This is a genomic window from Streptomyces sp. NPDC004838 (assembly GCF_053600955.1).
In genome coordinates this window covers 11,464-34,285 of record NZ_JBSGAW010000043.1, presented here as the reverse complement: position 1 = coordinate 34,285, position 22,822 = coordinate 11,464, and the positions used below count along the sequence as shown (strand labels likewise).

General features: G+C 72.7%; 4 protein-coding genes. All 4 read left to right on the top strand.

All coding sequences use genetic code 11. From position 1 onward, the window contains the following. From ACWEFL_RS33500 to ACWEFL_RS33485, 4 genes are read left to right on the top strand one after another with little or no spacing between them, the layout of a single operon-like run. Positions 1–16,323, top strand: a complete 16,323-nt coding sequence (locus ACWEFL_RS33500; RefSeq protein ID WP_451720228.1) for a lonely Cys domain-containing protein — start codon at positions 1–3, stop codon at positions 16,321–16,323. Then, entirely contained in the window at positions 16,307–20,719 is a 4,413-nt protein-coding gene (locus tag ACWEFL_RS33495) for a hypothetical protein (RefSeq protein ID WP_451720225.1), read from the top strand. The genes ACWEFL_RS33500 and ACWEFL_RS33495 overlap by 17 nt, the downstream gene beginning before the upstream one ends. After that, the gene (locus ACWEFL_RS33490; protein ID WP_451720222.1) at positions 20,716–21,432 is read left to right on the top strand and encodes a type VII secretion system-associated protein; all 717 of its coding nucleotides are present in this window, start codon (positions 20,716–20,718) and stop codon (positions 21,430–21,432) included. Before ACWEFL_RS33495 ends, ACWEFL_RS33490 begins: the two co-directional genes overlap by 4 nt. Further along, positions 21,429–22,547, top strand: a complete 1,119-nt coding sequence (locus tag ACWEFL_RS33485) for a type VII secretion system-associated protein (protein WP_451720219.1) — start codon at positions 21,429–21,431, stop codon at positions 22,545–22,547. The genes ACWEFL_RS33490 and ACWEFL_RS33485 overlap by 4 nt, the downstream gene beginning before the upstream one ends. The last annotated feature ends 275 nt before the right edge of the window (positions 22,548–22,822 follow it).

The window sequence follows — 22,822 nt, the reverse complement described above, 5'->3', positions numbered from 1 at the left end:
ATGAGCGTCGGCAAGGGAGGGTCCTCCTCCGCCAACCCACTCTCCGACTTCCTTGAGTTCACGGAAGAACTCAGGATTCTCTTCTTCGTCCTGATCGGTGAGTTTCCGCCGACGGGGTCCTCCGACGCGGCGTACGCCAACCAGTACGCGTACCACGACCTCGCCGACAAGTTGGACGCCATGGCCGATCGGCTACCCGAGCTGATCGACAAGGTGGACGGGGCGTTGCCGCCACAGGTCGCGGCGAGCTTCAAGGAGGCAATGGCCCCCTTGGTCGGCCGCGGCGGGGCGGGCTATCTGCGACAGCTCTCGGATCAGCTGCGCCAGGTGGCGGACGACCGGGTCAACCAGTCGCGCGTCATCATGGAGGCCAAGTTCCAGATCATGGCGGAGCTGACCCTGCTCCTGATCGAACTGGCGATCATCGCCGCGCTCTCGTTCTTCACGTTCGGGGCCTCCATCGGTCAGGCCGCGGCGGCCAAGGCGCGCAAGGCGGCGACGATCATCGCCATCCTCCATCGGCTGCTCAACCAGGCCCACCTGTTGCCCGCGCTGAGCCAGGCACTACAGGAGGCGCTGACGACGTTCGCGGTGCGGCTGGCGATGATCGGGCTCAACGAGGGCAACCGCCGTCCGGACGGCATCGACGGCGGTGCCATCGTTGAATCCTTCGTCATGGGCGCCTTCGCCGGGTTCTTCAGCTCCATCATCTCCGATCGCATCAACAGCATCTACAAGAACCAGTTCAACAACTTCAACGACGACAAGTGGGGGCAGTTCCTCGGGGAGGTTTTCAACGTCGCGGCCAGTGAGGGGCCCAGCGAAGCATTCTCCGAGTTCCTGACCGGCGGCATCTTCCACGATCGCTGGAAGTTCGACCCCATGTCGCTGGCGGGGGGCAGCCTCAGCGCCGTCACCGAACTGCTCCTCGGCCTCGTCGTGGAAAAGCTCTCGTCCGACCTCAGCAAGAAGTTCTTCGGCGGCGAGGACGACTTCACCCCCTACAACCAACTGCCCGGTCCGGGCCACCCGCTGGGCGGCGGTGCTCCCGTCGTCCACGCCCCGGCACCCCCGTCGGCCGGCAGCACGACCACCTCGTCCTCCACGCCCTCCCCGTCGCCGATCCCTGTCACGTCGTCCGACGTCCCTTCCCCGGTCATCACCGAACAGCCCCTGCCGCAGCCGCTGACCTCCCCGCCCGACCTCACATCCGTACCCCCGGTGACCGTCCAGCCGCTCCCCACCGGCACCCCCGTCAACACCGTGGTCCCCGACCTCTCGCGGAGCGGCGGCGTCGACCCGTTCCACACCAACGGCCCGGACATCACGGCGCGCATCCTCCCGGTCGGCACAGTTTCGACCAGCCCGCTCGTCAACTCCCCTGTGCTGCCCGACCTCACCACCCCGGTCCCCACCGCCTCCAGCCCCGTCTCGGCCACCTCGCCCCTCACCACCGCCCACACCTCCGGCGGGAACACCGGCGCCTTCCTGCCGCGCACCACCCCCACCGCCTTCACCGGAGCCCTCGCACCGGACATCGGCTCAAACGGCGATCCGCGCTCCGGCCGGGCTGCGGACGACCGGAACGGCACCCCGACCTCCCAGTCCGCCCCCACCTCCCAGTCCGCTCCCACCTCTCAGTCCACCCCGTCCGCCACCGACCGGACGACCTCCGGCCAGGCCGCCCCCGACACCGGCCGGCGCACCGACCCCGTCGATGAGCCGGACGCCATCCAGGAGCCGGACGCCGCTCAGGAGTCCCGCGTACCGGAGGGCGCCGACCAGGCCACCACGCCTCTCGCTCCCCAGCCGTCCACCGCCGACACGGCCCGCGACCCGGTCCACCCCGAACAGTGGCGGCCCCGCCAGGCAGCGGCCCCCGTCACCGTCGTACAGACCGAGATACCGGGCCCGGCCGTCGACGCCGTACGGCACACCGAACCGAGCGGCACCTTGGTCCCGAGCGACGGCATCACCACCGTTCACACCGAGGTGCGGCGCGTGCAGGCCGACGACGGACGCTGGGTGCGCTCCCTCACCGTGGACATTCCGGTGCGTCCGGGGCCCGGTCTCACCGCCGACGACCTGGCCGATCTGCGGGAGCGCGGCCGTGAGCTGCTCCACGCCCAGGTGAACCACGGGCTGCTGCTGCCCCGTTCCGGCGACCAGCTCCACATCGACCTGAACGTGGTGGCCGACCCCGATGCCGCCGACGCGGTCCGGCTCTCCGCGACCGACCGGCCCGCCCCCTCCGACCAGTGGCACATCCGGCTGCACGCCGACGACCCCGCGCTGTCTCCCGCCGAGCGCGAGCGCCGCCGTACCGCCAACGCGGCCACGGCCCTGCGCCAGTTGCTGCGCCACGCCGGGCTCACGCCCACCGCAGACCCCGCCACCGGGCCCCTGGTCACGCCGGAGGCGCTGCGGACCGTGGAGTCCGTCACCGATGTCACCGATCGCACCGCAGCCGATACGAGCACCACCGCCACGACCGAGCCGGACATCGCCCCGCCCCTCCGTCCGTCCCTGGAATCCGGCGGGCCCGGCCCCATCAAGCGCCCGGCAACGACAGGGAAGTCCATCGGGCCGGACGCCCCGCAGCGCCCCGCCACCACGTCCCGCACCGACAAGCCGACCACGCCGCCGACCGCCCCCGCCATGGTGAGGCCCGATCCGACGCGCGTGCCCCCCGCCGGACTTCCCGGTCGGCTCGTCACCGCCTCCGCCGCGCCCCCGGCGGGCCCCTCGGTGTCCGTGGACCCCGCCGAACCGCCCTCCCCCTCCGTCGGGGAAGTCGGGGAATCCGTTCCTGTGTACGGGTCCGACCTCACCCAACTCGATATGGGGCGGCGGGTCAGTGCCGCGCTGCACGCCAACGGTCACGCCGTGGTGCTGGCCGGAGCCGCTCGTGGACGGGTGCAGTTCGGGCTGCCCCGCCCGCTGGACGCGGTGGACTTCCAACTGCCCGCGGCCACCCTGCCTCCTGCTACCGCGATCCGCCAGGCCCTGAAGCGGGAGATCCCCGGTGCCTCGGTGCGGATCACGGACGTCAGGAACGGCGACCGGTTCATCGGACTGACGGTGAACGGCGTCGCGGTCAGGATCGCGGCCACGGACCGGACGCCCGCCGCCACCGTCACGGCAGACGGCTTCACCCTGCCCGCACCCGCCGACTCGCTCGCCGACGCCGCTCTCGCCCTGGCCACCGGCACCGGCCCGGAGCTGCGCGGACGCGACCTGCTCGACCTCGTCTGGGCACTGCACCGCACCCCTGCGGACGGCCCCCGCGTGAGCGTGCTCACCGCCGGGCACGCGGCAGCCTACGAAGCCGCCCGGCCCGCCGACTCGGCTCCCTCCCTCGCGGTACGCCTCAGCGAACTGCTCGACGCCGCCGCCCTGGACCCCGCCGCCCTCGAACGCCATGAGCGGACTTGGCACACCCTCGGCGTCACCGACACCGAACTGCCCGCTCTGCGCGCCGAGCTGACCGCGCTCGCCGACACCCTGCGCACCGCCCCCGAGGTGACGGCCGACCCGGTGCGCGCACTGGCCGCCGGACTGCCCGGTCTGTCCGCCGCCGACCGCACCGCCGCCCTCGCCCAGCTGTCGTCCGGCGACCGCGAACGGCTGGCCGCCGACCCCGCCCTCATCGACGCCCTGCGCGCCCGGCTTCCCCAGACCGACTTCGCCGCCGTCGCCGCCGACCTGATCACCCGAATACCCGCAGGAGTCGAACAGCCGGTCTCCGCCGGTGGCACCGCCCGTACCCTGGTCGGCCGGATGCTGCACGATCCCGAGGTCGCGGCACGGCTTCTCAAGGGCGGTTCACGGGTCGTGGTGGTACCCCGTCACGAGGCCATGACCTCCCTGGACGCCTTCCGCGACCTGCGCGGCCTGCGCAGCGTCGACGGCCGCCCGTGGGAAGAAGTCCGCGGCGTCCACGTGCACTCCGGCTCCGCCGCCGCCACCGAGGAGAACCTGCTCGGCGAGCGCACCACCGTCCCCACCGACGAGTCCGCCTACCCCGACGGCTACTCGACCACGCTGCACGAAGTCGCCCACACCATCCACCAGCGCGGACTGGACGCCGCCGACCGGCAGCTCATCACGGACGCCTACAACGCCGCCCAGCAGGAGGACGAGTCGGGCGCCTGGCCCGACGGCGCCCTCTACGGCCACCAGCCCGACGGCAGCCGCAGCGAACCGAACTACAGCAGCCGCGACGAGGACGAGTTCTTCGCCCAGCTCACCAACGTGTACTTCAGGGCCAACGGCGGCACCGACCCGTACACCGGGCTGCCCCGCGCCAACGACGGCCCGGAGTGGGTGCGTGAGCAGCAGCCGACCCTGTATCCGCTGCTCAAACGCCTCTACGGCGAGAACCCGCGCATCGAGCCGGTCAACCCCGTCGACGCCACCGACACCGAGAACGAAGCCTTCGCCCGCGCCCGCGCCCTGTGGGACATCGCCGAAGGCAACACGGGCGACGGGAGCCGCGCGTACGAAGCCGTCCGAGCCCTGTGGGACGGCACCACCGGAGAACATGTCCCACAGGCCCACACCCCCGCCCCGGCACCCGCCATCGCTCCGCCGAGCCAACTCGCCTCCGCCTCCGCCACCACCACCGCCTCCGCCTCCGCCTCCGCCTCCGCACCACCATCCGCAGTCGATCCCGTAGCGCAACGTCTACGCGAGCTAGAGGAGATCCTCCACACCAACTTCGGCCATGTGCCCCTGCCGGACGCGACCCGACAAGGGCTGTTCACCGCCCTGCGCGTCATCGACACCGCGCGCGCAAGGCACCCCCGCTTCGGCCACCCCAGGCCCCTGGACCTGGACGGCATCACCCGTATGGTGCTGCACTTGCCGCCCACCGCCCGGGTGGAAGCGGCCGAGCACTTCGATGCCCTCACCATCGCGACCAGTGCCTACCGGCGGAACCGCCATGGCACCCTGGCCGCCATCGCCGCATACGGGCTGACCCGGAATGGCTATCCGCAGGGCTCCTTGCTCATCGGCCCCGACGGCACACCGAACGGCCGGAACTGGAACCCTGACCGCGAAATCAGCCTTCACCTCACCATTACCGCCACTCCCGACAGCGTGGACGACTCGCTCTGGGGACCCACCGCCTGGGCGGAGGTGGCGGAACGCGACGAGAACGGACTGGTGCTGGCGAACGGAATCCCCGTTCCGGACGACGAGTTCGCCGAACTCGTGCGCTGGGACCCGGACCGGCCACCGGACGCCCCTCTGGTCTTGCTGATCCAAGAGGAGAACGGCTGGAACGAGACCCTGGCGCGGACCATCGCCGATCGCACCGGTACACGCACCTGGTTCACCTACGGCGAACTACGGCTCCAGCCGGCACCCGACGGCCGCCGGGTGCCGCTCCTGAACAAGCCGACCGCCCCTGTGCACATCCCGATCGGTGAGTATGTGTCCAGTCAGCGTGCCCCGGTCGGTACGTGGGTCCCCGCCGACCCGGGGCTCGTCCCGGACCATCCTTCGGCCACCGTCACCGCCACCGACGGAACCGTCATCTCCGACAGTGACATCCACTCGTACCCGCTCCCCACGTTCGAGGGACTGAACCTGGCCGGGCGGGCATTCCTGACCGCGTCGGACATGGCGGTCTTCGAGCAGGCGCTGCGGTCCCTGTCCGCCGTGGAGCACTACACCAACGGACGGCCCGGCAATCAGGGCAGGTTGTTGCTGCGGCTGCCCCTCGGACTAGGCGGCGCCTACGCCGCTGTCGGCCACACCAGCCGAGCACGAGGTGTTCTGCCGAACCGCAACACCGGTGCCTACCAATCGGTCCCACCCCGGGAGATGGGCCGGATGCTGGCCCGGCGCAAGAGTCTGCAGGCACTGCCGAAAACACATCCGGTATGGGGCGTCTTCTGTGAGCTGGGCCAGCTGGACCCGGCGCAGGACCTGCTCAACGACCCCGGCTACGCCCAGTACGTCGTCAACGAGCTGGGCGAGCACCCCCTCTACGTAACCGACAGGCCGATCAGCCCCAGCGAGGCCGAGGACGGCCTGCCACCGCGCTTGATCATGACCGACGACCCCGACAACCCGACGGGCCAAGTCCGCAAGCTCCGTCGCGAGCCCGGATCCGCCGCTCTCGAAGCCCTCGCCGACCTCGGAGGGCTCTCCCACACCTCGGCGCGGCGCCCCCGTCGCGCCCTGCGCTGGGTGCGGGCCCTGCGCCTGACCCACGGCGTGGACATCGACTCCGACGCGACCCGCGAGGACGAGTTCCACGCACTGATCGAAGGTTTCGGCGCCCTGGAGGAGCTGCGGTCCTTGGCGGCCGGCGGCACCGACCCCGGCATGCTCACCTTGCCGGAACTCAAGCACATGGTGAGCACGTACGCCGTCAGGATGGGCTGGGATCCGTCACTGTCCGCGAACCTCCTGGCGCATACTCTGTACGCGGCCCGCCGGGGCGACCTGAGACCTGAGCACGTCGCCCTGCCCACTGCCTCCGCCGCGCCCCCGGCGGTCTCCCCGGAGCACGCGGAACCCGCCGAACCCCCGGAGCCCTCGGACCCCACCGAACCCCCGGCGGTCACCCCTGAGCCCGCGCCCCCCACCAAGCTGTCCGACTACGCGGTCAGGTACGGCGCACTCCCCGACGGGCACGTCGGTCTGGTCCGTTTCGACAGCACCCCGCAGACCGCCCTCGACGGTCTGTACGAACAGATCATCGCCGCCCTCGGCGTGTCCGCCGACACGCAGGAAGCCGCCGCCCTGCGCGACCGGCTCGCGCCCCTGCTCACCGCCGAGACCGTCGAGGCGAACCGGCCCTACCTGCGCAGCGAGGAGGGCCACCGGATCACCGTGCGCCACGCGGGCCGGGACCACACCGTCGACATCCGGCTCACCCACGGCGACACGCGCCCCTCCGAGCGGTACGGCGTCGGCGCCCCTGCCCCGCCGGACACACAGGTGGAGCAGCGGGCCATCGGCAGCCAGACGTACACCGCCGGGGAAAGCTCCGGCAACAACCGCACCGGCGTGTTCTCCTGGACGCTGCACCACCCCGTCGACGGGGCGGGCCCCCTGCGCTCGGGAAGCTTCTCCCTGGCCACGTCTCTCACCCACAACCAGCTGACGCAGAGCGTCACCGTCGGCGAGTCCTTCCAGATCACCAGCAAGCAGTTCGCCAAGGACCCGGCCCGCCCTCTCGATATGGACGCACTGTGGGAGGTGCGGCTGGATTCGCGGCGCGACGCCCATGACAAGTGGCTGGCCAAGCGCTCGCACGGCACGGTCACCGGCTGGTTCCCCGGGCACCGCGCCGTCGGCGCCGACCCGGCCGAACTGCCCAAGCCCGCCGCGCTGGACGACCTGCCCCTGTGGGGCGTGGAGAGCGTGTCCAACCCGCGCCGCCTGTACACCAAACTCACGAACCACTCTGATTTCGCGGCCCTCAACCGCCTCAACACCAGCTCCAAACAGGCCCTGGAGGACTTCCTCGCCGAGCCGTTCCTGCGCGGCACCCTGCTGCCGCAGACCGGCGGCGGCGTGTACTCCGCCATCCTCAGCGATACCGGCGACAACGCCGTCGGCGTCGTCCAGCTCATCGCCCATGTGACGCCCGAACAGCCCCTGTGGCAGAGCCCCAAGGACATGTTCTCCCTGGAGACCTACCTCAGCCACGGCACCACCGTCGAGCAGTCGGTCCAGCTCAGCAGCGGCGTCGGGCTGGATGCCAGTGGTGGGCCGATCCTCACCACCGACCACGCGGCCGGCCACCCGAACGCCTCCACCCACTTCGGCGGCGGCCTCCAGGGCCGGATCGGCGGCGCCTGGAAGAACGACGAGGCCCTCACCGGCACCGGCACCGCGAATCTCATGCACGGCGCCTACACCACCGGCGGCCAGCTCCACACCCCGGCCACGGTCGGTTACGAGGTCATCCTGCACCGCGCCGAAGGCGGCAAGGTCAGCCGCACCTTCGACTCCTGGGAGGACGGGGTGCGGCTGCTGGTGCCGCCCGATGACGTGGTGGCCGGGGAGCCCCCGCTCGGCGAGGCGGTGCGGGCCCTGCCCGAGAGGCTGGAGCACCTCGACAGCATCGGCTACGCCGAACTGCCGTTCCGCGTCGAGAGCACCGCCCTGACCGACATGCTCAAACGGGCCGATGAATGGCTGCGTATCGAGGGCTTTCTGCCGCCCGCCAACGCGTCCTCCTCGTGGATTCACCTGGACGAGCCGCTGCGCCGGGCGCAGCTCGCCAACCTTCGGCGGTTCGGTCAGCTCCGCACCTCTATCGGCCTCGCGCTCGCGATGCCGGAGGCCGTGGACGGCGGTCACCCGCTGTTCTTCGAGAAGCCCGCCACCGTCGCCGCCACCCGCCGGGTGCAGCTCCGGCTCTCCGCCGTCCGCGACGCCACCCGCCCCAGTGAGCACACCCGCCGACTGCCCGACGTCCACACGTACGGCACCAGCACCTACGAGGGCGGCGGCAGCCGGCGGCGCGGCACCGCCCTCACCGGCTCCCTCGGGGGCGACGGCGCGTTTCGACTGCCCGTCATCCGCGGCGTCAGCACGATGAGCTTGGGACCCGCGTACACGGCGGCCAAGCAGAGCACGCGGGCGGTGGCCGTCGGCGACACCACGGGACTGGAGCAGACCTTTGTGGGCAAGGACGGCAGCGACCTCTTCACCGTCCCCGCCATCTTCCAGCTCGACCTCTACGAGGGGGCCGGCGACACCCCGCTGATCCGGTTCGCCGACCTCTCCGCCGACGCGGACGGCGACACCACGTCCGGCCCCGACGGGACCGGCGACGCACTCCCTCTCGTACCCGTCGGGCCCGCCGCCGCTCCGCAGGGCGCCTCGGGGACTGTCTCACTCCTCGTTCCGCACAGCCTCACCCGGCCCCCCACGGCCGGGGCGGGCCCCACTGCCCACCCAAGCCATACGCTCCGCAGCCCCGTCACCGACAACTCGGCGGCCGACGACACCGTCCGCCTCCGGCTGACCGACGACGCCGGTCAGCCGCTGCCGGGGCTGATACGGCTGCCCGAGGGCGCCCTCGTGACCAGCTTCCGCGGCACCGCCGCCCTGCTGGAGGCCCTGTCCGCCGTCGCCGCCGGAACCCACCCGGGCAAACCCCCGCCCGGACTTCTCGCCAAGGCCGTCGACTCCGCCCTGGCGGCCGTGTCCGGCCTGGCCTCCCAGTCGGGCGACGGTGCGCGGCGACTCCTGGACCAGGCCCGGCAGGCCGTCCCCGCCCGCTCGACCGGCCCGGTCAACCGGGTCGGTGAATTCGCCGCCGCACTGGGCTCGCCCCTGTCCCACTTCGCCAGGGCCTCTCACCTGTGGAGCGCCGCGGCGTACCGGCGGGTGTCCGACTCCGCGCTCGGCGCAGCCCAGGGCGACCCCGGCGCCCTCGCCGCCCAGGCCCGGCACGCCGGTCTCCGGCCCGGCCAGTTGCTCGCCCGCGCCCTGCAGATCTTCGGCGGACGCTATGTCATCGAGGGACTCGTCCTGCCCGGCCTGCTCGCCGACCAGCTCGTGTCCGTGGAGATCCAGGGCTATCTGCACAACCCGCGCCACCTGGGCAGCGGGGTCGTGCAGACGGAGCAGTCCACCGCCTCCGGCGACTCCGCCGTCCAACAGCACGGCGGCTCGGTCACCCACCAGGTCACCGGCGCCATGACGGGCCTGCCCGTGGCACAGCCCGCGGAGACCTGGCCGGCCAGGCGGTACCACCCCGGTGTCCGCTACGACTACGCGCACCGCGCCGAAAAGGTGAAGGCGAGCACCACGAGCACCAAGGCCACCCGCAATCCCACCCACAGCGGCACCCACCATCTGATCGGCGCCGACGCCACCCTCCTGGTCACCGTCAGGTACGGTGTCCGCAACCTCTTCGGGAACTCCATCGGTCTGGGTGAGGCCGCCCCGGTCACCGTCGCCGTCGACCTGCCGCGTGCGGTGACCCTCCATCTGCCGGAGGCGTCCCTCTCCCGCCACTCCCACTGGTTCCCCTTGGCCTCCGGCCTCACCCTCCCGGAACCCGTCGAACGGACCGTCCCGCTGCCGGACGCCTTCGCCCGCACCCGCACCCTCGGCCTCGGCAGCGTCCTGACGCTCACCCAGCTCGACCGGAACGGCGCGGAGCGGCGCGACCTCCTGGGCACCGAACTGACCCGGCTCGTGGAGAAGGAGGCTCCCGGCGCCACCCGCCCCGGGCACGCCTCGTATCTGCCCGGCGTCGCGACCGAGATCGCCCGCCGCACCGAGCCGTCCGCCCTGCGCGCGCTGCCGGCCCGCGGCACGGCCGGAGCCTCCTTCCAGTTCGTGCACTCCGCCTACGGCGGCGCCCGGCTGGTCGAAGTAACCCTGAGCGCGGAACCCGAGTTGGAGACGGATGCCCTGCGCAATCTGCTCGGCCGACCCGTGACCAACGGCGGTATGGAACAGATCCACGCCCACACCCCCCACGGCGAGTCCACCACCCGCACCGTCACCCGCACCCAACAGGGCGCTGTGGTCCCGGTCGCCGGCTTCCCCCATCGGGGGAGTGACCTGCGCATCGACCGTGAGGGCCCCACCATCGCGTTCGCCAACCGGCGGACGCACGTACTGCGCGACGACACGACCGGCGAAGACCGCTTCTGGATGGGCACCGGCAACACCGCCGACTTCGACTCCGTGAACTACAACCTGACCGCCTCGGTGCGCTCCCGGCTCCTCGGCGAGTGGCCCGCCAACCTGCCCGGCGGGCTACTCCAGGGCCGGATCCTGTCCTTCAGCGGCCCGGACAACTCGGCCTCGCGCGAACAGGCCACCTGGCTCGAGCGGCTGCTGGACGGCCGTCCCGCCGCCAAAGTCTCCGTCACGGCCACCACCGTGCTGCGCTTCGTCGGCTCCGAGGCGACGCCACCGCAGAAGGCCCGCACCCCCCTGCCGCCCCAACTGCACAGCAGTGACCCGATGCTCCAGGACCCGGCCGGGCCGCCGACACCGGATGTGCCCAAGCCGTCCGCGCCGCGCCTGGTGCCCACCGGCCCCACCCCCGTCTTCCACTTCAACGGCTTCGACGCGCTGGCGCGGGCACTGCACGAGGTCGCCCCGGCGCTCACCGCCGACTGGGGCCTGCCTGTCAGCATGTCGGCCGAGGCCGCCGCCATTCGCCTCGGCGAACTCATCCAGGCCGGGCGGATCAACCTCGACGCGCCCCGGGCCGGCGCCGGACTCACCAACCGTATGCCCGGGAGCTGGCCGTTCAGCACCCCCGGCGACATGCCCACGGTCTCCCTCGCGCTCTACTCGCCCCAGCCGATCACCAACACCGACGACATCGCCGTCGACCGGCGCCGCCACCGGGCCGAGGGCGCCGCCTCCACCACGACCGCGGGCAGCTCCGCCGCCCTGACCAACCAGAGCGGCGGCGGCCTGCCCTCGGCCAGGCCACATCACTTCACGTTCGACGCGCCGCTCACCGCCCAGCAGCCGCACACCTCCTCCTACGGGGGCACCACCACCGGGAGCAGTCTGAACCGGCTGAACACCGGCCGCTCCACCGCGCCCAAAGACCGGCGCGGCACCCGCAATTACGAGACACAGGTCGACGTCGTCCTCACCATCGAGGGCACCAAGGGCACCCGCTGGGTCACCGGCACCGCCGGGGTCCGACTGTGGGAAACCGACCTGCTCGGCTTCGGCGTCCTCGCCGCCCGCCCCTACGCCGGGGTCTACGACGTGCCCGCGCTGCTCGCCCGGCAGAACGCCGAGGACCTGCGCGACTGGGCCCAACACCCGCTCACCGATCTGCCCTCCGCGCTCGCCGCCGGACTGGACCCGGAGGACTCCACCGCCGGGCTGTGGCTCAGCCTCGGCGACGACCCCCACGGACGCCGCCTGTCCCACGCCCTGTACGCCGCCTCCCGCACCGCCGTACTCGCGGACCGACCGGTGGAACTGGTGGTGCGAACCACCGACGGCCTTCGCCACTGGCCGTTCGCCGCGGACGGCACCCCCACCGATGCCACCGACGCCACCCGTGCCGACTGGCAGGGATGGGCGGACGCCACCGCCGATTTCGACGACGCTGTCGCCGTCCTGAAGCGGGACGCCGCACTCGAGCAGGAGTTTCGCGACGAACTGACGGCCGCGGCAGAGGCGTTGCACTCCTCCCAGGCGGCCCTCGACGACGCCCGCACCGCCCACCAGCAGGCCCAGGCCGCCCACCGCGAGGCCGCGTCGTCGGCCGCCGCCGTCCGCGAGACCGCCACCGCGGCGATCCTGGCCGCCGAACAGGAACTGGCCGATGCGGAGGCCGCCATCCGCGCCGCCGAGGCCCTGCCCACCGCCGACCGGGTCGAACAGGCCCGGCTGGCCTGGCAGCAGGCCCAGTCCGAGCCCCGCGAAGCCGGACATCCGAACCCCGACGAGGCTGACGAGGCTGACGAGGCTGACGAGGCCACTGTCGTCCCGTCCCCTGACGACGTCACGGAGACCGCGCGGAACTGGCGGGAACTCACAGCCCAGTACGAGCGTCGCGCCGACGAACTGGCCGCCGCGCTCGACGCCCGCACCGATGCCACCCACGCCCTCGAACACACCCGCACCGAACACGACCTCCGCCGGCGGCAGAGCGACGAGGCGGTGGCTGTGGCCGCCCGCACCGAGCAGGTCGCCTCCCGCACCCTCAACCGGCGCACCGCGGAGCACGACAAGAACCGGGCCCGGCTGGGGGACGCCCAGCGGAACCTGGGTGCCCTGCGCCACCACCTGTCGACGCAGACCGCCCACCGGACCGCCGCGCGGAGCGCGCTGGCACGGCTCGCCGAAACCCTCGACAGTCAGCGTCGCACCCATGGCGTCGGCACCGCCGGCTCCCTGCTCGGCTCGCTGTCCGCCGCGCCCGCCGACCGCCGCCCCCCAGTCCACGCGGAACCGCTCACCGCCATCGTCACCGCCGCGCCCGGTGAGCCCGCCCGCACCATCGACACATCCTCGCCGCCGGGCAACGAGTCCGTCTCCCCGGTTGTACGCGACCGTGCGAGGCTGCTGGTCACCGCCCTTGAGGTCATCAACCGGGAGACTCGCAGCGGCCTCTCCTTGGAGCGCTGCCTGCAACTCCTCGGCGCACTGAGCAAAGCACTGTACCCGGGCGGGGTGAAAGCCGCGACCGCCCTCGACGACAGCGCGATCGGCGGCCCCGGACCTGAGAGCGGCCTCGCTCCGGGTCCCGGCTGGCAGCGCGTCCCTTCCTGGGACACCGTGCACCGGGCCGTCCGCACCGCCGAACCCGGCACCACCGCGTTCGTCCTCGCCCACCGCCAGGGCTCCGCCCTGGGACACGCCTGGGCCGCCCGCCATCTCCCCGACGGCGAAGTGGTCTGGCTCGACCTGTCGGCACCCACCCCCCGCATCCTGTCCTCAGAGCCACCGGAGATCGCCGCCGCCGACGCCCGCGCCGTACTCATCGGCCCCACCGGACAGGTCCTGCCCAACGCCCTGCCACCGTTCACCCACTCGTCCTCCACCACACACGCCATCCTCGACGCCCCCACCGAACACCGCTACGCCGGCCTGGGCTTGGAGGTGGAGGACAAGCGCGCCTTCTTCCTCCAGGGCCCGGGCGAACTCGGCGCCAAGGAGGTGCTGGCCACCGCACCTGGCATCAAGGTGGTCACCGACATCTGGCACTTCTGGCGTGCCGCCGACGGCCGCTTTCACCTGTACCGCCCCGAGCCCCGGCCGGGCGAGCCGGAACCGGACAATGTGATGCTCAGCATTGGTGAGTTCGTCCTGGACCCGATGGCCACCGTGCCCGGTGAGCGGTACCAGTCCCCGCAGGAGGCGATGGGCCGGCTGGAGCGGGCGCTCACGCAGCTCCGGAGCGTGGACGAGCGGCTGGGCGCGGAATCCATGCGAGTCGGAGTCGGGCAGCGGGGCGTCCCCCTGCGCGCGCTGTTGCCCGAGGCGGACGGCTGGGAGTTCACCGAGCTCGGTGCCAACGTGGGGGTCATGCCCAGTGCCATCGGTTACGACGCCACCTACTACGTCCAGGCCACCCCGGGCTACCCGGCGAGTCGGCTCCGCGAGCTCCATGACCTCGCCTACACCCGCGTGCACGTCCCCGAGTTCCGTGACTTGCTCGACGCCGGGCGCCGCTACGGCCACCGCGTCGTCGCCCGCTACGCCACTCGTCTGCTGGGCCGCGGCGACGTGCCGGCACGGCACCTGCCCTTCCTCTCCGCCATCCCCGACATCGACGAGGTGTGGGGCTACTCCTGGCTGGTCTACCAGCACGTCGCGGCCCGCCCGGTCTCGATGCACAGCCGACCGTCCCTCCTCAAGCACTTCGTGCAGGTGGCCTCCCGCAACCCTCTGGACCGCGTTCTGCGGGCGCTGCGCCCCCGCACCCGTGCCTTCCTCGCCGGCCGCCTCGCCCCGCTCACCGAGGACCTGGACGCGCTCGCCGAGGAGGCCCGCACGGAGATCACACGGCACCTGCAGCACCATGTCCGGGTGTACTCGGGCAAGCCGTTCTACGCGGAGTTCTTCGACGCCACCGCGGCCGGCGCCTCCCCCGGTCCCAGCCCACGCGAGCACCTGACAGCCGCCTTCACCGGCCGCACCTCCGACGGCCGCCTGGTCACCCAGCGCGAGACAGTCGGCCTGGACGACTACCCGGAGCTGGACACCAACGACGGACGCCTACCACTCGCCCTGGTCCTGCCGGAGCTGCGCCAGTTCGGCTCCGACACCGGCCAGGACTACCTGACCCTGCCTCAAGTCCGGCAGACCGCCGACCAACTGGTGCCGTTCACCGAGTGGAGCTACCAGCAGGCGGCCGGGCTCCGCACCCAGCTTCCCGAACCCCTGCTGCGTGCTTCCGCCGAACGCGTCCTCGGCCATCCCGTCGTCCACGGCACCGCCGACTTCCTCGCCGAGGCCGCCCACTGGCCACAGAACGGCGACACTCGTGTCGAACTGATGTCGAGGACCGACGCGCACCTCGTCGCCGAGGCGCTCGGACGCTACGCACTCGGCCTGCCGCTGGACTCCGGTCATCACTCGGCCCTGGTTCGCCTGGGCACCGACGCCTGGCAAGCCTCCCTATTCCAGCACCTAGTGCCGCCCGCCCATCAAGCCCGCACCACCGCCCTGATCGCCGACGTACACGAGGCCCTCAAGTTCATCGCCGACCCGGCGCGGCGGCCCGAGCCGATGCCCTGGGCGGAGGTGGTCGTCGCCGCCGACGGGACGCGGGTGCCGATAGAGGCAGTCGAACTGCTCGGGCACCAGGATCGCCACGGCCGCCCGGTGGGCCTGTCCATCCAGTCACCGGCCGACTGGCAGGACCCCCGTCCGCACAACTACTCGCTGCTGCCCGAAACCCTGCACTACACCTGGGTGCGCCCAGGCCCCGCGCCCGCCGAGAGTGACCCGGCGGAGCTGCCGTTCACCCAGTCCCATCTGGTCGGGCTGCGCGGCGACGCCTCCGGCTTCGTGCTCGCCCGCACGGACATCGCCGACCCCGCCGTCCTCACTCCGGACGGCATCGCCAATCTGCTGCACGCCCTCGACCCCGTCCTCACCGCCCTGCACCCAGACCGGCCACTGCTGTTCCCCTCCGCCGACATCACCGGTCCGGTGTCCCACGACCCACTGGAGCGGCCACTGCCCGGCCAGGCCCTCGCCAATCTCTTCGACCACTGGGTCTGGGGCACAGCGAGTGGCCATGAAGCCTTCATCGCTCCCCGCGACGCCCAGCGCCCGCACCGGTTCCAGCTCGCCGAGGGCGACGACTGGTCCGCCTTCCGGCCCGAGCCGACCGGCCCCGAACTGGCCCGCCTCGCCTACGAGGTCACCCGCGACCCTGCCCGCGCCCCGCAAGTACTGGGCCATCTGCGCGCGATCCGCCTCGTCTACGGCCCGCACCTGGAAGCCGACCGCGCCGCGACACTCGCCCTGCTGCTCGGCTTCCAGGCATTGGAGCGGGACCGTGGGCGCGATGGGCACACGAACCCGTTGACCTGGCAGGAGCTGCGGAATTCGATCAGCCAAGCGTGTGCGTACCTTGGGGTCCGGGAAACCGACCTGCCGATCGGCCTGCCGTTCGTGCTGGTCTCGGCTGCCGGGCGCGTCGGCATGGACCTGGAACTGTCCGGCCTCGGCCTGACCGCCCGCCACCACAGCCCCCGTGCCTGGGAGTCCGCGCCGCACCGCGACGAGTTCGAGGGCACCTTCCACCACGGGCCGGCCGGCCCCGCCGCGTACCGCCCCGAGCCCGACTACTGGAACGACCCGTGGACGGGAGCGCACCGTGGCCTCCCCGGGTGACATCGCCGTCCAGGCGATCCACGACGGCGGACGGTTCGTGGGCGCTGCCTCCTTCACCCTCGCCGACCGGTCGCCGCGCGCGCCGTTCCACCCCCCGCGCGCCAGGGCCACCCACTACATCGAGTGGAGCCGCGGACCCGGCGGCATCCGGGTCGCCCGGCGCGACGCGCTGCCCGCCACCAGCTCCGGCGGCACGTTCCTCTGGTCCTCGCACGGCCGGGACGGCGGCTTCACCGTCGGGGGACTCGACGGACTGTCGTCCGGTGCCACGGGGGAGACGGTCGGCCGGTTCTTCGGCTCCAAGCCGCGCGACGCGGGCTTCACGGGTTTCATTCCGCTGTCCTGCACCGTCAAGAGCGAGGGCGGCCCCCGGGCCGCCCCGCAAAGGACCGTGCGCCAGGCGCGGGACATCGCCGACGCCACCGGCCTCGACGTGTTCGTGGACACCGGTGGTCTCGCCCTCCCCCCGACCGCCGACGACCCGGAAGCCCCCATTCACCTGCTGGTGAACCCCGACGGCAGCGCCAGCGGCTGGCTGCGCGTCGTCCCCGCCGCGCGCTCCGGCCCCCCGCTGCCGCCGCCGCCCGTCGAGCAGGTCGCCCCGGTCGGCCCCACCGGACAGGACGTGCTGCCCGGCAACCCCTGGTCGGTGTCCGGCTGGCGCATTCCCGGCGAGCCCGACACCGTCCGCTTCGCGCCGCTGTACGCCCAGGAGAAGTGGCGGGCGTACAGCTATCAGTTCGAGGCCGACCTGGCCCGGGACATCCTCGGCCGACCGCAGACCCGAGCGGCTCTCGTCGACGCCGTCACCCGGCTCCACGCCCGCCTCACCGCACTTCACGGCCGGGGCGGCGCCGACCTGGCCTTCGGCTTCGCCTCTCCCACGGCACCGGGCGGCCGGGACTCCTCCACCCCGGTCCCGGCTCTGGAGACGTTCCTGGCGGGCAACCCCGGCGTGGGCAGTCTGATGAGCGCGTTCGCCACAGCCGCGTACGGCACCCGGCCCACCTGCCTCGCCAACTCCGAGCGCGGCCGGATCGGCTCCCCTCATCCGCCCCACCGACGTGGCCCTCGGGGCGCCGCCCACCGAATGGCCCACGACGGCCGAGGCTTCCGCTACGTCGGCGGCACCGTCGGCCCCGCCCTCTGGCTGCTCCAGGCGTACCGCGTCCTCGACGCGGACCCCGCCCGGATGTTCGCCTTCCGCTCCGCCGTGCTGGCCTGGTCGGTGGCCGGCGACCATCACTCCCTCTCCGAGGTGCTGCGCGCCTCCCACCTCGCCGGCATCGGCACCGACGAGGAGCGGACCGCCCTCTCCCGCGACGGCGCCCGGCTCCACCTGTGGGCACGCCGCGCCCTCGCCCCCTACCTGCCGACCCCCCTGCCCCACCACGCGGTCTACCACGAGAGCAACCGCTACCGCTCGAACCACGAGATCCAGGTCCCCGAGGACATCGCCGCCGCGCTGTCCGGGGCGCTGAACGACACGGAGGTCCCCGAGCACCTGGCCGAGCGCACGGAAGCCGCCCGGGAGTGGCTGGAACGGTTCGGGGACGCCGGCCGCCGCGCCATGACCGCCTTGTCGCCGGGCCATCTGACGGCTCTGTTCCGCTACAGCGCCAGCGACCACGGTCTGTTCAAGACCTACGTCGTCGCCAGCCGCTTCGGCACGCGCGGCGCCCGCGGGCTCTTCCGCGGCCACGTGTGGCGCCTGGCGAAAAAAGACGCCCTTTCCCCCTACGAGACCCGGCCCGAGTTGCTGCACCGGTACCCGGAACTGGACGACGCCACCTCCTACCTCGCCGAAGAACTGGAGAAACCTGAACCGGAACGCGACTCCGACACCCTCGCCGATCTGCGCCGCGACGTGGACCGTGTCGCGGACCGCCTCTTCGACGACATGGCGCTGCACGTCGACATGGTGACCGAAGCACTGGAATCGCTGCCGCCGGTGGCCGCCCCGGTGTGGTGGGGAGGCTGGCTGCCCGGTGCCGTCGACGCGCCTGGCCCCTCCCCGCTGCTGCACGACGGCGCCCTGTTCCTCACACGCTTCCGCAGCACCACCGAGCGCCCGGACCTGGCGCTGAGCTACGCCGGGCGTGACGCCGACGGGGAGGCGGACCGGCACCCGGTCGTCGGCCACCTGCCGTACTCCAGCGCCCCGCTGATCTCACCGTTCTCGCTGTGGCCCAACGAGAAGGAGGTGCTCTACCCGCCGGGCCGCGCCCTGACCGTGGTCGCCCGGGACGTCACCGACGACTGGCAAGGCGAGGTGCGGAGCCGAGAGCGGTACGCCCGCCTCACCCTCGTGGAGCAGCCCGCGTACCCGCCCCGCAGGTTCCACAACGCCGACCCCGGCCCGTTGGCCCCGGTCGGTTCCACGACACTCGGCGCGGCCCGGACGCCCGTGAACGACGGGGAGTTGCGCCGTACCGGCGACGGCGACGCCGTCCTCGACGGCACCCGCTACCCCCTGCGCCCCGCTCCCGCCGGGCCCGGCCGCGCCGCCGAGTCCGCTCTGCTGGCCGCGTTCGGGGACCGTGCGCCGCTGGCCGGGCTCCTCCCGGCGGAAGAGCCCGGCCGGAGCGCCGCCTTCCGCGACTGGCTGGCGGATTCCCTCCACGACGACCACCTCAGCGACGCGGAGATACCGCCGCTGGACCGGTCGGCGCACGTGCCGCTGAGCCTGTTGGAACACGCGGGCCACACCCCGACCGTCTCCCAGCGCGCCCAGGCGGGCCTCCTCGGCGATCGGCTGCCCGTCGCCGATCTCGCCGCCGGCCCGGCCGTACGGCTGCGGCTGCTGCTCGCCGACCCCCTGCTCGGGGGCGCGGACACCGAGCCGCCGCTGATCCCGCTGCTCGACGCCGCGGCGCGCGCCCTCGGGGTGACGGCCGCCGTCGCGGAGGCGGACGGCACGGTCACCTTCCACGGCGCAACGCCGGATTCCGCGCCGGCCGCGCTGCTGGTCCGCGACGGTGACCAGTGGCTCGCCGGAGTGCCCTCGGCCGTCGCGTCGGCTCTCGCTCCCGACGGCTCCGGGGTGGGCCGACTGGATCGTGCCGCCCGCGCGGTGGACGCGGCCTCCCCGGCCGTCCGCCGCCGACTGCGGGACCTGGCCGCCACCCACACTCTGGACCGGGCACCCGCGTGGATCCGTGGCCGAGTGCGTTACCTGGAGGAGGCCGAGACCTTCGAGAAGCGCCTGGGCCACTACCTCGCCGACCACCCCGGACTGAACGACCAGATCGGCGTCATGACGGCCGAACTGTTCCGGCGCGCGGACGCGGCGGGCCGCTGGCGCGAGTTGGGCTCGGACGACCCCACCGTCGACGGCGCGGTCGGCGTGGACCGGGACCGTATCGAAGAAGTCGCCGTCTCCGGCAATCTGCGCGAGCGCCTGGCCATGCTCTGGACGGGCCTACGGACCACCGCCGACCTGCTGGGCCTCCCCCTCCAGGCTCCGCCGCAGCTCCAGGCCGATCGCGCCGAGCGGCGGCCCGCCCCCGAATTGACGGCGTATGAGGAACTGGCCGGCCGGGCCGGCGATCTGACCCCCGCAGAGCACGACCGGCTGGCCCGGCTGGAGCGCGCGCTGCGCGTACCTCTCTCCCCCGAGCGGGTCCGGCCGCCGCTGAGCGACGCCGAGCGGGCGCTGATGCCGGACGGCGTCCTGCCGTGGATCCCCGGCGCAGCCCGCTACGACATCCCCATGAGCACCGCCGTGCAGTCCACGGCCCAGGTCACCGGCGGCCTGGTGCGCGCCGGCACCTCCGGTACCACGTACCTGAAGCTGGGCCAGGCCGCGCGGATGCGCGAACAGTGGGGTCTGGACATCGATCTGGGCCTGGTGCGGCTCGCGCTGATGGCGGAGATGCTGCCGGTCCGTCACCACTCGCTGCACGAGATCATGCGGGGCTCGCAGTTGGTCCTCGACGACCTGCGGGCCGCCGGAGCGGCCGAGTCTCCCACCCTCGACTACGCGGACGACTGGAACCGTTACCGGAGTATCGCCCCGCTCACCGAGGAGGAACTGCGCGCGCGGGTCGCCAGGGACGGCCTCTTCCCCGACGAGCACGCACTGGTCGAGATGGGCTGGCCGGACGAGGCGAGCCAGGGCCAGGACTCGGACGAGGCCGGCCAGAGCCCGGACCCGGACGAGGCCGCCTGGCTCCTCGACCACCGGCGCACCATGGACGACGTCCTCGGCCTGCTGGTGGTGCTCGGCCCCGCGGTCGTGCCCGACGCCGACGACGGTCCGGTCACCCCCGACCTGCTGCGGCAGCTCATCGCGGACTGGTTCCTGGCGCGTGGCCTCGTGCCCAGCGAAGACCCGGACCAGGACATCGACCACATGCTCGACGACCATCACCGACATCTCCCGAGGAACCCATGAACGACACAGCCACAGCCACCACCAGCGCCGGGACCGGGCCCGGCGAGGACACCGCGCCACCGGTCCCCGAAGAGATCAGGGAGGCCGCGCGGCGCGCCCCCGACCACTGGCTGGGCATGGTGGACCCGACCTGGACGGGGCAGGGGGCGCCGCCGAACTGGGCGGTGGTCGGTCAGTGGCGCTCAGGCGTGGACGGCGAGATCGCGGAATGGCGGCCCAACGAGGAGTACCGCCCCTCTCCGCGGGCGTACGACTGGCCCGCTCCCACCGACCCCGTCGACGAGGCGGTCCAGTTCGCGGCCACCGGCTACGGCCCCGGCGACGCGGTGCCGCGCGCCCTCGCCACCGCCGAGGTCGCGATGCTCCTCGGCCCCGGCCGGGCCCCCCTGTCGGCCCTCTCCCCCGACGAGGAACCGGTGGTGCCGGTCTTCACGTCGCCCGTCCATCTGAGCGCGGCCGGCCGCTTCGCCTACGAACTGCTCCCGGCGGCCCAGGCCCTGAACCGGCTCCCGGAGGGCCATCTGCTGTACCTCAACCCCTCCGGTGCGGTGAGCATGACGGTCGATTCCGCCGCGCTGCGCCTCGCGGTGGAGGAGGCGGAGGCAGAAGCGGCGGAGGCTCGGGAGGCAGAAGGAGAGACGGCACAGGCTCAGCAGGCCGAGTCCGCGGTCCTGTCCGCCACCGCGTCCACCGAGGCCGGTGACCAGGCATGACCAAGTTCCCCAACAGCCCTGACAGCTCCGACAGCCCCGAGTCCGCCGATGCCGCGGGCGTCTCCGCCGCGCGTCCGGTGACCGCATCCGGCCCCGCTTCCCAGAGGCCCGCCGAAGATCCGACGGCGGACGCCCTGCCCGCGGACGCCGAGGGCGACGCCGTGGGACCCGTGCCGCGCGGCCACTCCCGGTTTCGCGAACCTCCGGAACCCACGGTGAAGGCCGCCAAGGTCGCGCCCAACCACTTGCTCTCGATCATCGACCGGCATTGGGACGGCACCGAAGGCGAACCGCCGCCGCCCTGGGCCATCATGGGCCGCTGGCGCAGCGACGCCCATGGCGAGATCGTCGAGTGGGAGGAGAACCCCCGCTACCGGCCCTCGCCCGACGCCTACGGCTGGGGCCCGGCGCTCAGCCCCGCCGATGCCGCGGTACGCCTGGTGGCCACCCGCTACGAATCCCGGAAACTGCTCGCCCTGGTCCTCGCCGACACCGAGTTGGCGGTCTGCGTCGACGCGGAGGGCGGTCTGGCGGAGGCCGAGACACCGGACGGACTTCCCGTCGTCCCGGTCTTCCCGGACGCGTCCTCACTGGACGGGAAGCGGCTGCCGCCGTACGAGCTGATGACGGTGCCCGACCTGCTCGACCGGCTCCCCGACGACCGGGATGTGCTGTTCCTCAGCTCCTCCGCCCCGGCGGCCCAGATCCTGACCGCCGACGAACTGCGCACGGGGCTGGCCGATTTCCAACGCGTCGAGGATTTGGATCAGTTGGACGCCGAGACCGCCCCCGGCACCGGACTCCCGGCGGCCGACTCCAAGGATCTCGCCGACCCCGAGGCGTCCCGCGCCCTGACCGACGTGACCGATCTCCCCGGCCTGGACCACCTGACCGACCTGCCCGGCCCGGCCGACCCGGCTGACCTGGACCATCTGACGGATCTGCCCGAACTACCCGACCTGGATCGCCTGTTCCGGGAGATCTGGGGGGAAAGCCTGACGAACACGAACACGAACGAAGACACGAACGAAGACACGAACGAGGACAGCTCGACGAACGAGGACGGCGACGGGAAAGCGAACGGACCCACCGTGTCCGGGCCGGGCACGGCGTGACAATGGGGCGGGCCCCGGCGGACCGGCGATGTGCGCACCAGGTCCGCCGGGGCCCGCCCGCGCGGTCCGGCCCGCTCAGGAGCGGATGAAGATCCATTCGTGGTGGTTCAGGTTCTCCGCCGCAGGGCCAAGGGCTTGGCGGTTCGCGCCTCTTCTCGCCCCGACCATGGAAGTCCGGGCACACGTCGTAGCCGACGGCGCCGCAAATCCAGGACTACCGGATACCCGTTGCGAAGCGGCGGGGACCGGCACAGAGCCCCAACAACTGCACCAGT

Coding starts and splice junctions, on each gene's coding strand:
- ACWEFL_RS33500 (WP_451720228.1), top strand. CDS start 1: ATGAGCGTCGGCAAGGGAGGGTCCTCCTCCGCCAACCCACTCTCCGAC.
- ACWEFL_RS33490 (WP_451720222.1), top strand. CDS start 20,716: ATGAACGACACAGCCACAGCCACCACCAGCGCCGGGACCGGGCCCGGC.
- ACWEFL_RS33485 (WP_451720219.1), top strand. CDS start 21,429: ATGACCAAGTTCCCCAACAGCCCTGACAGCTCCGACAGCCCCGAGTCC.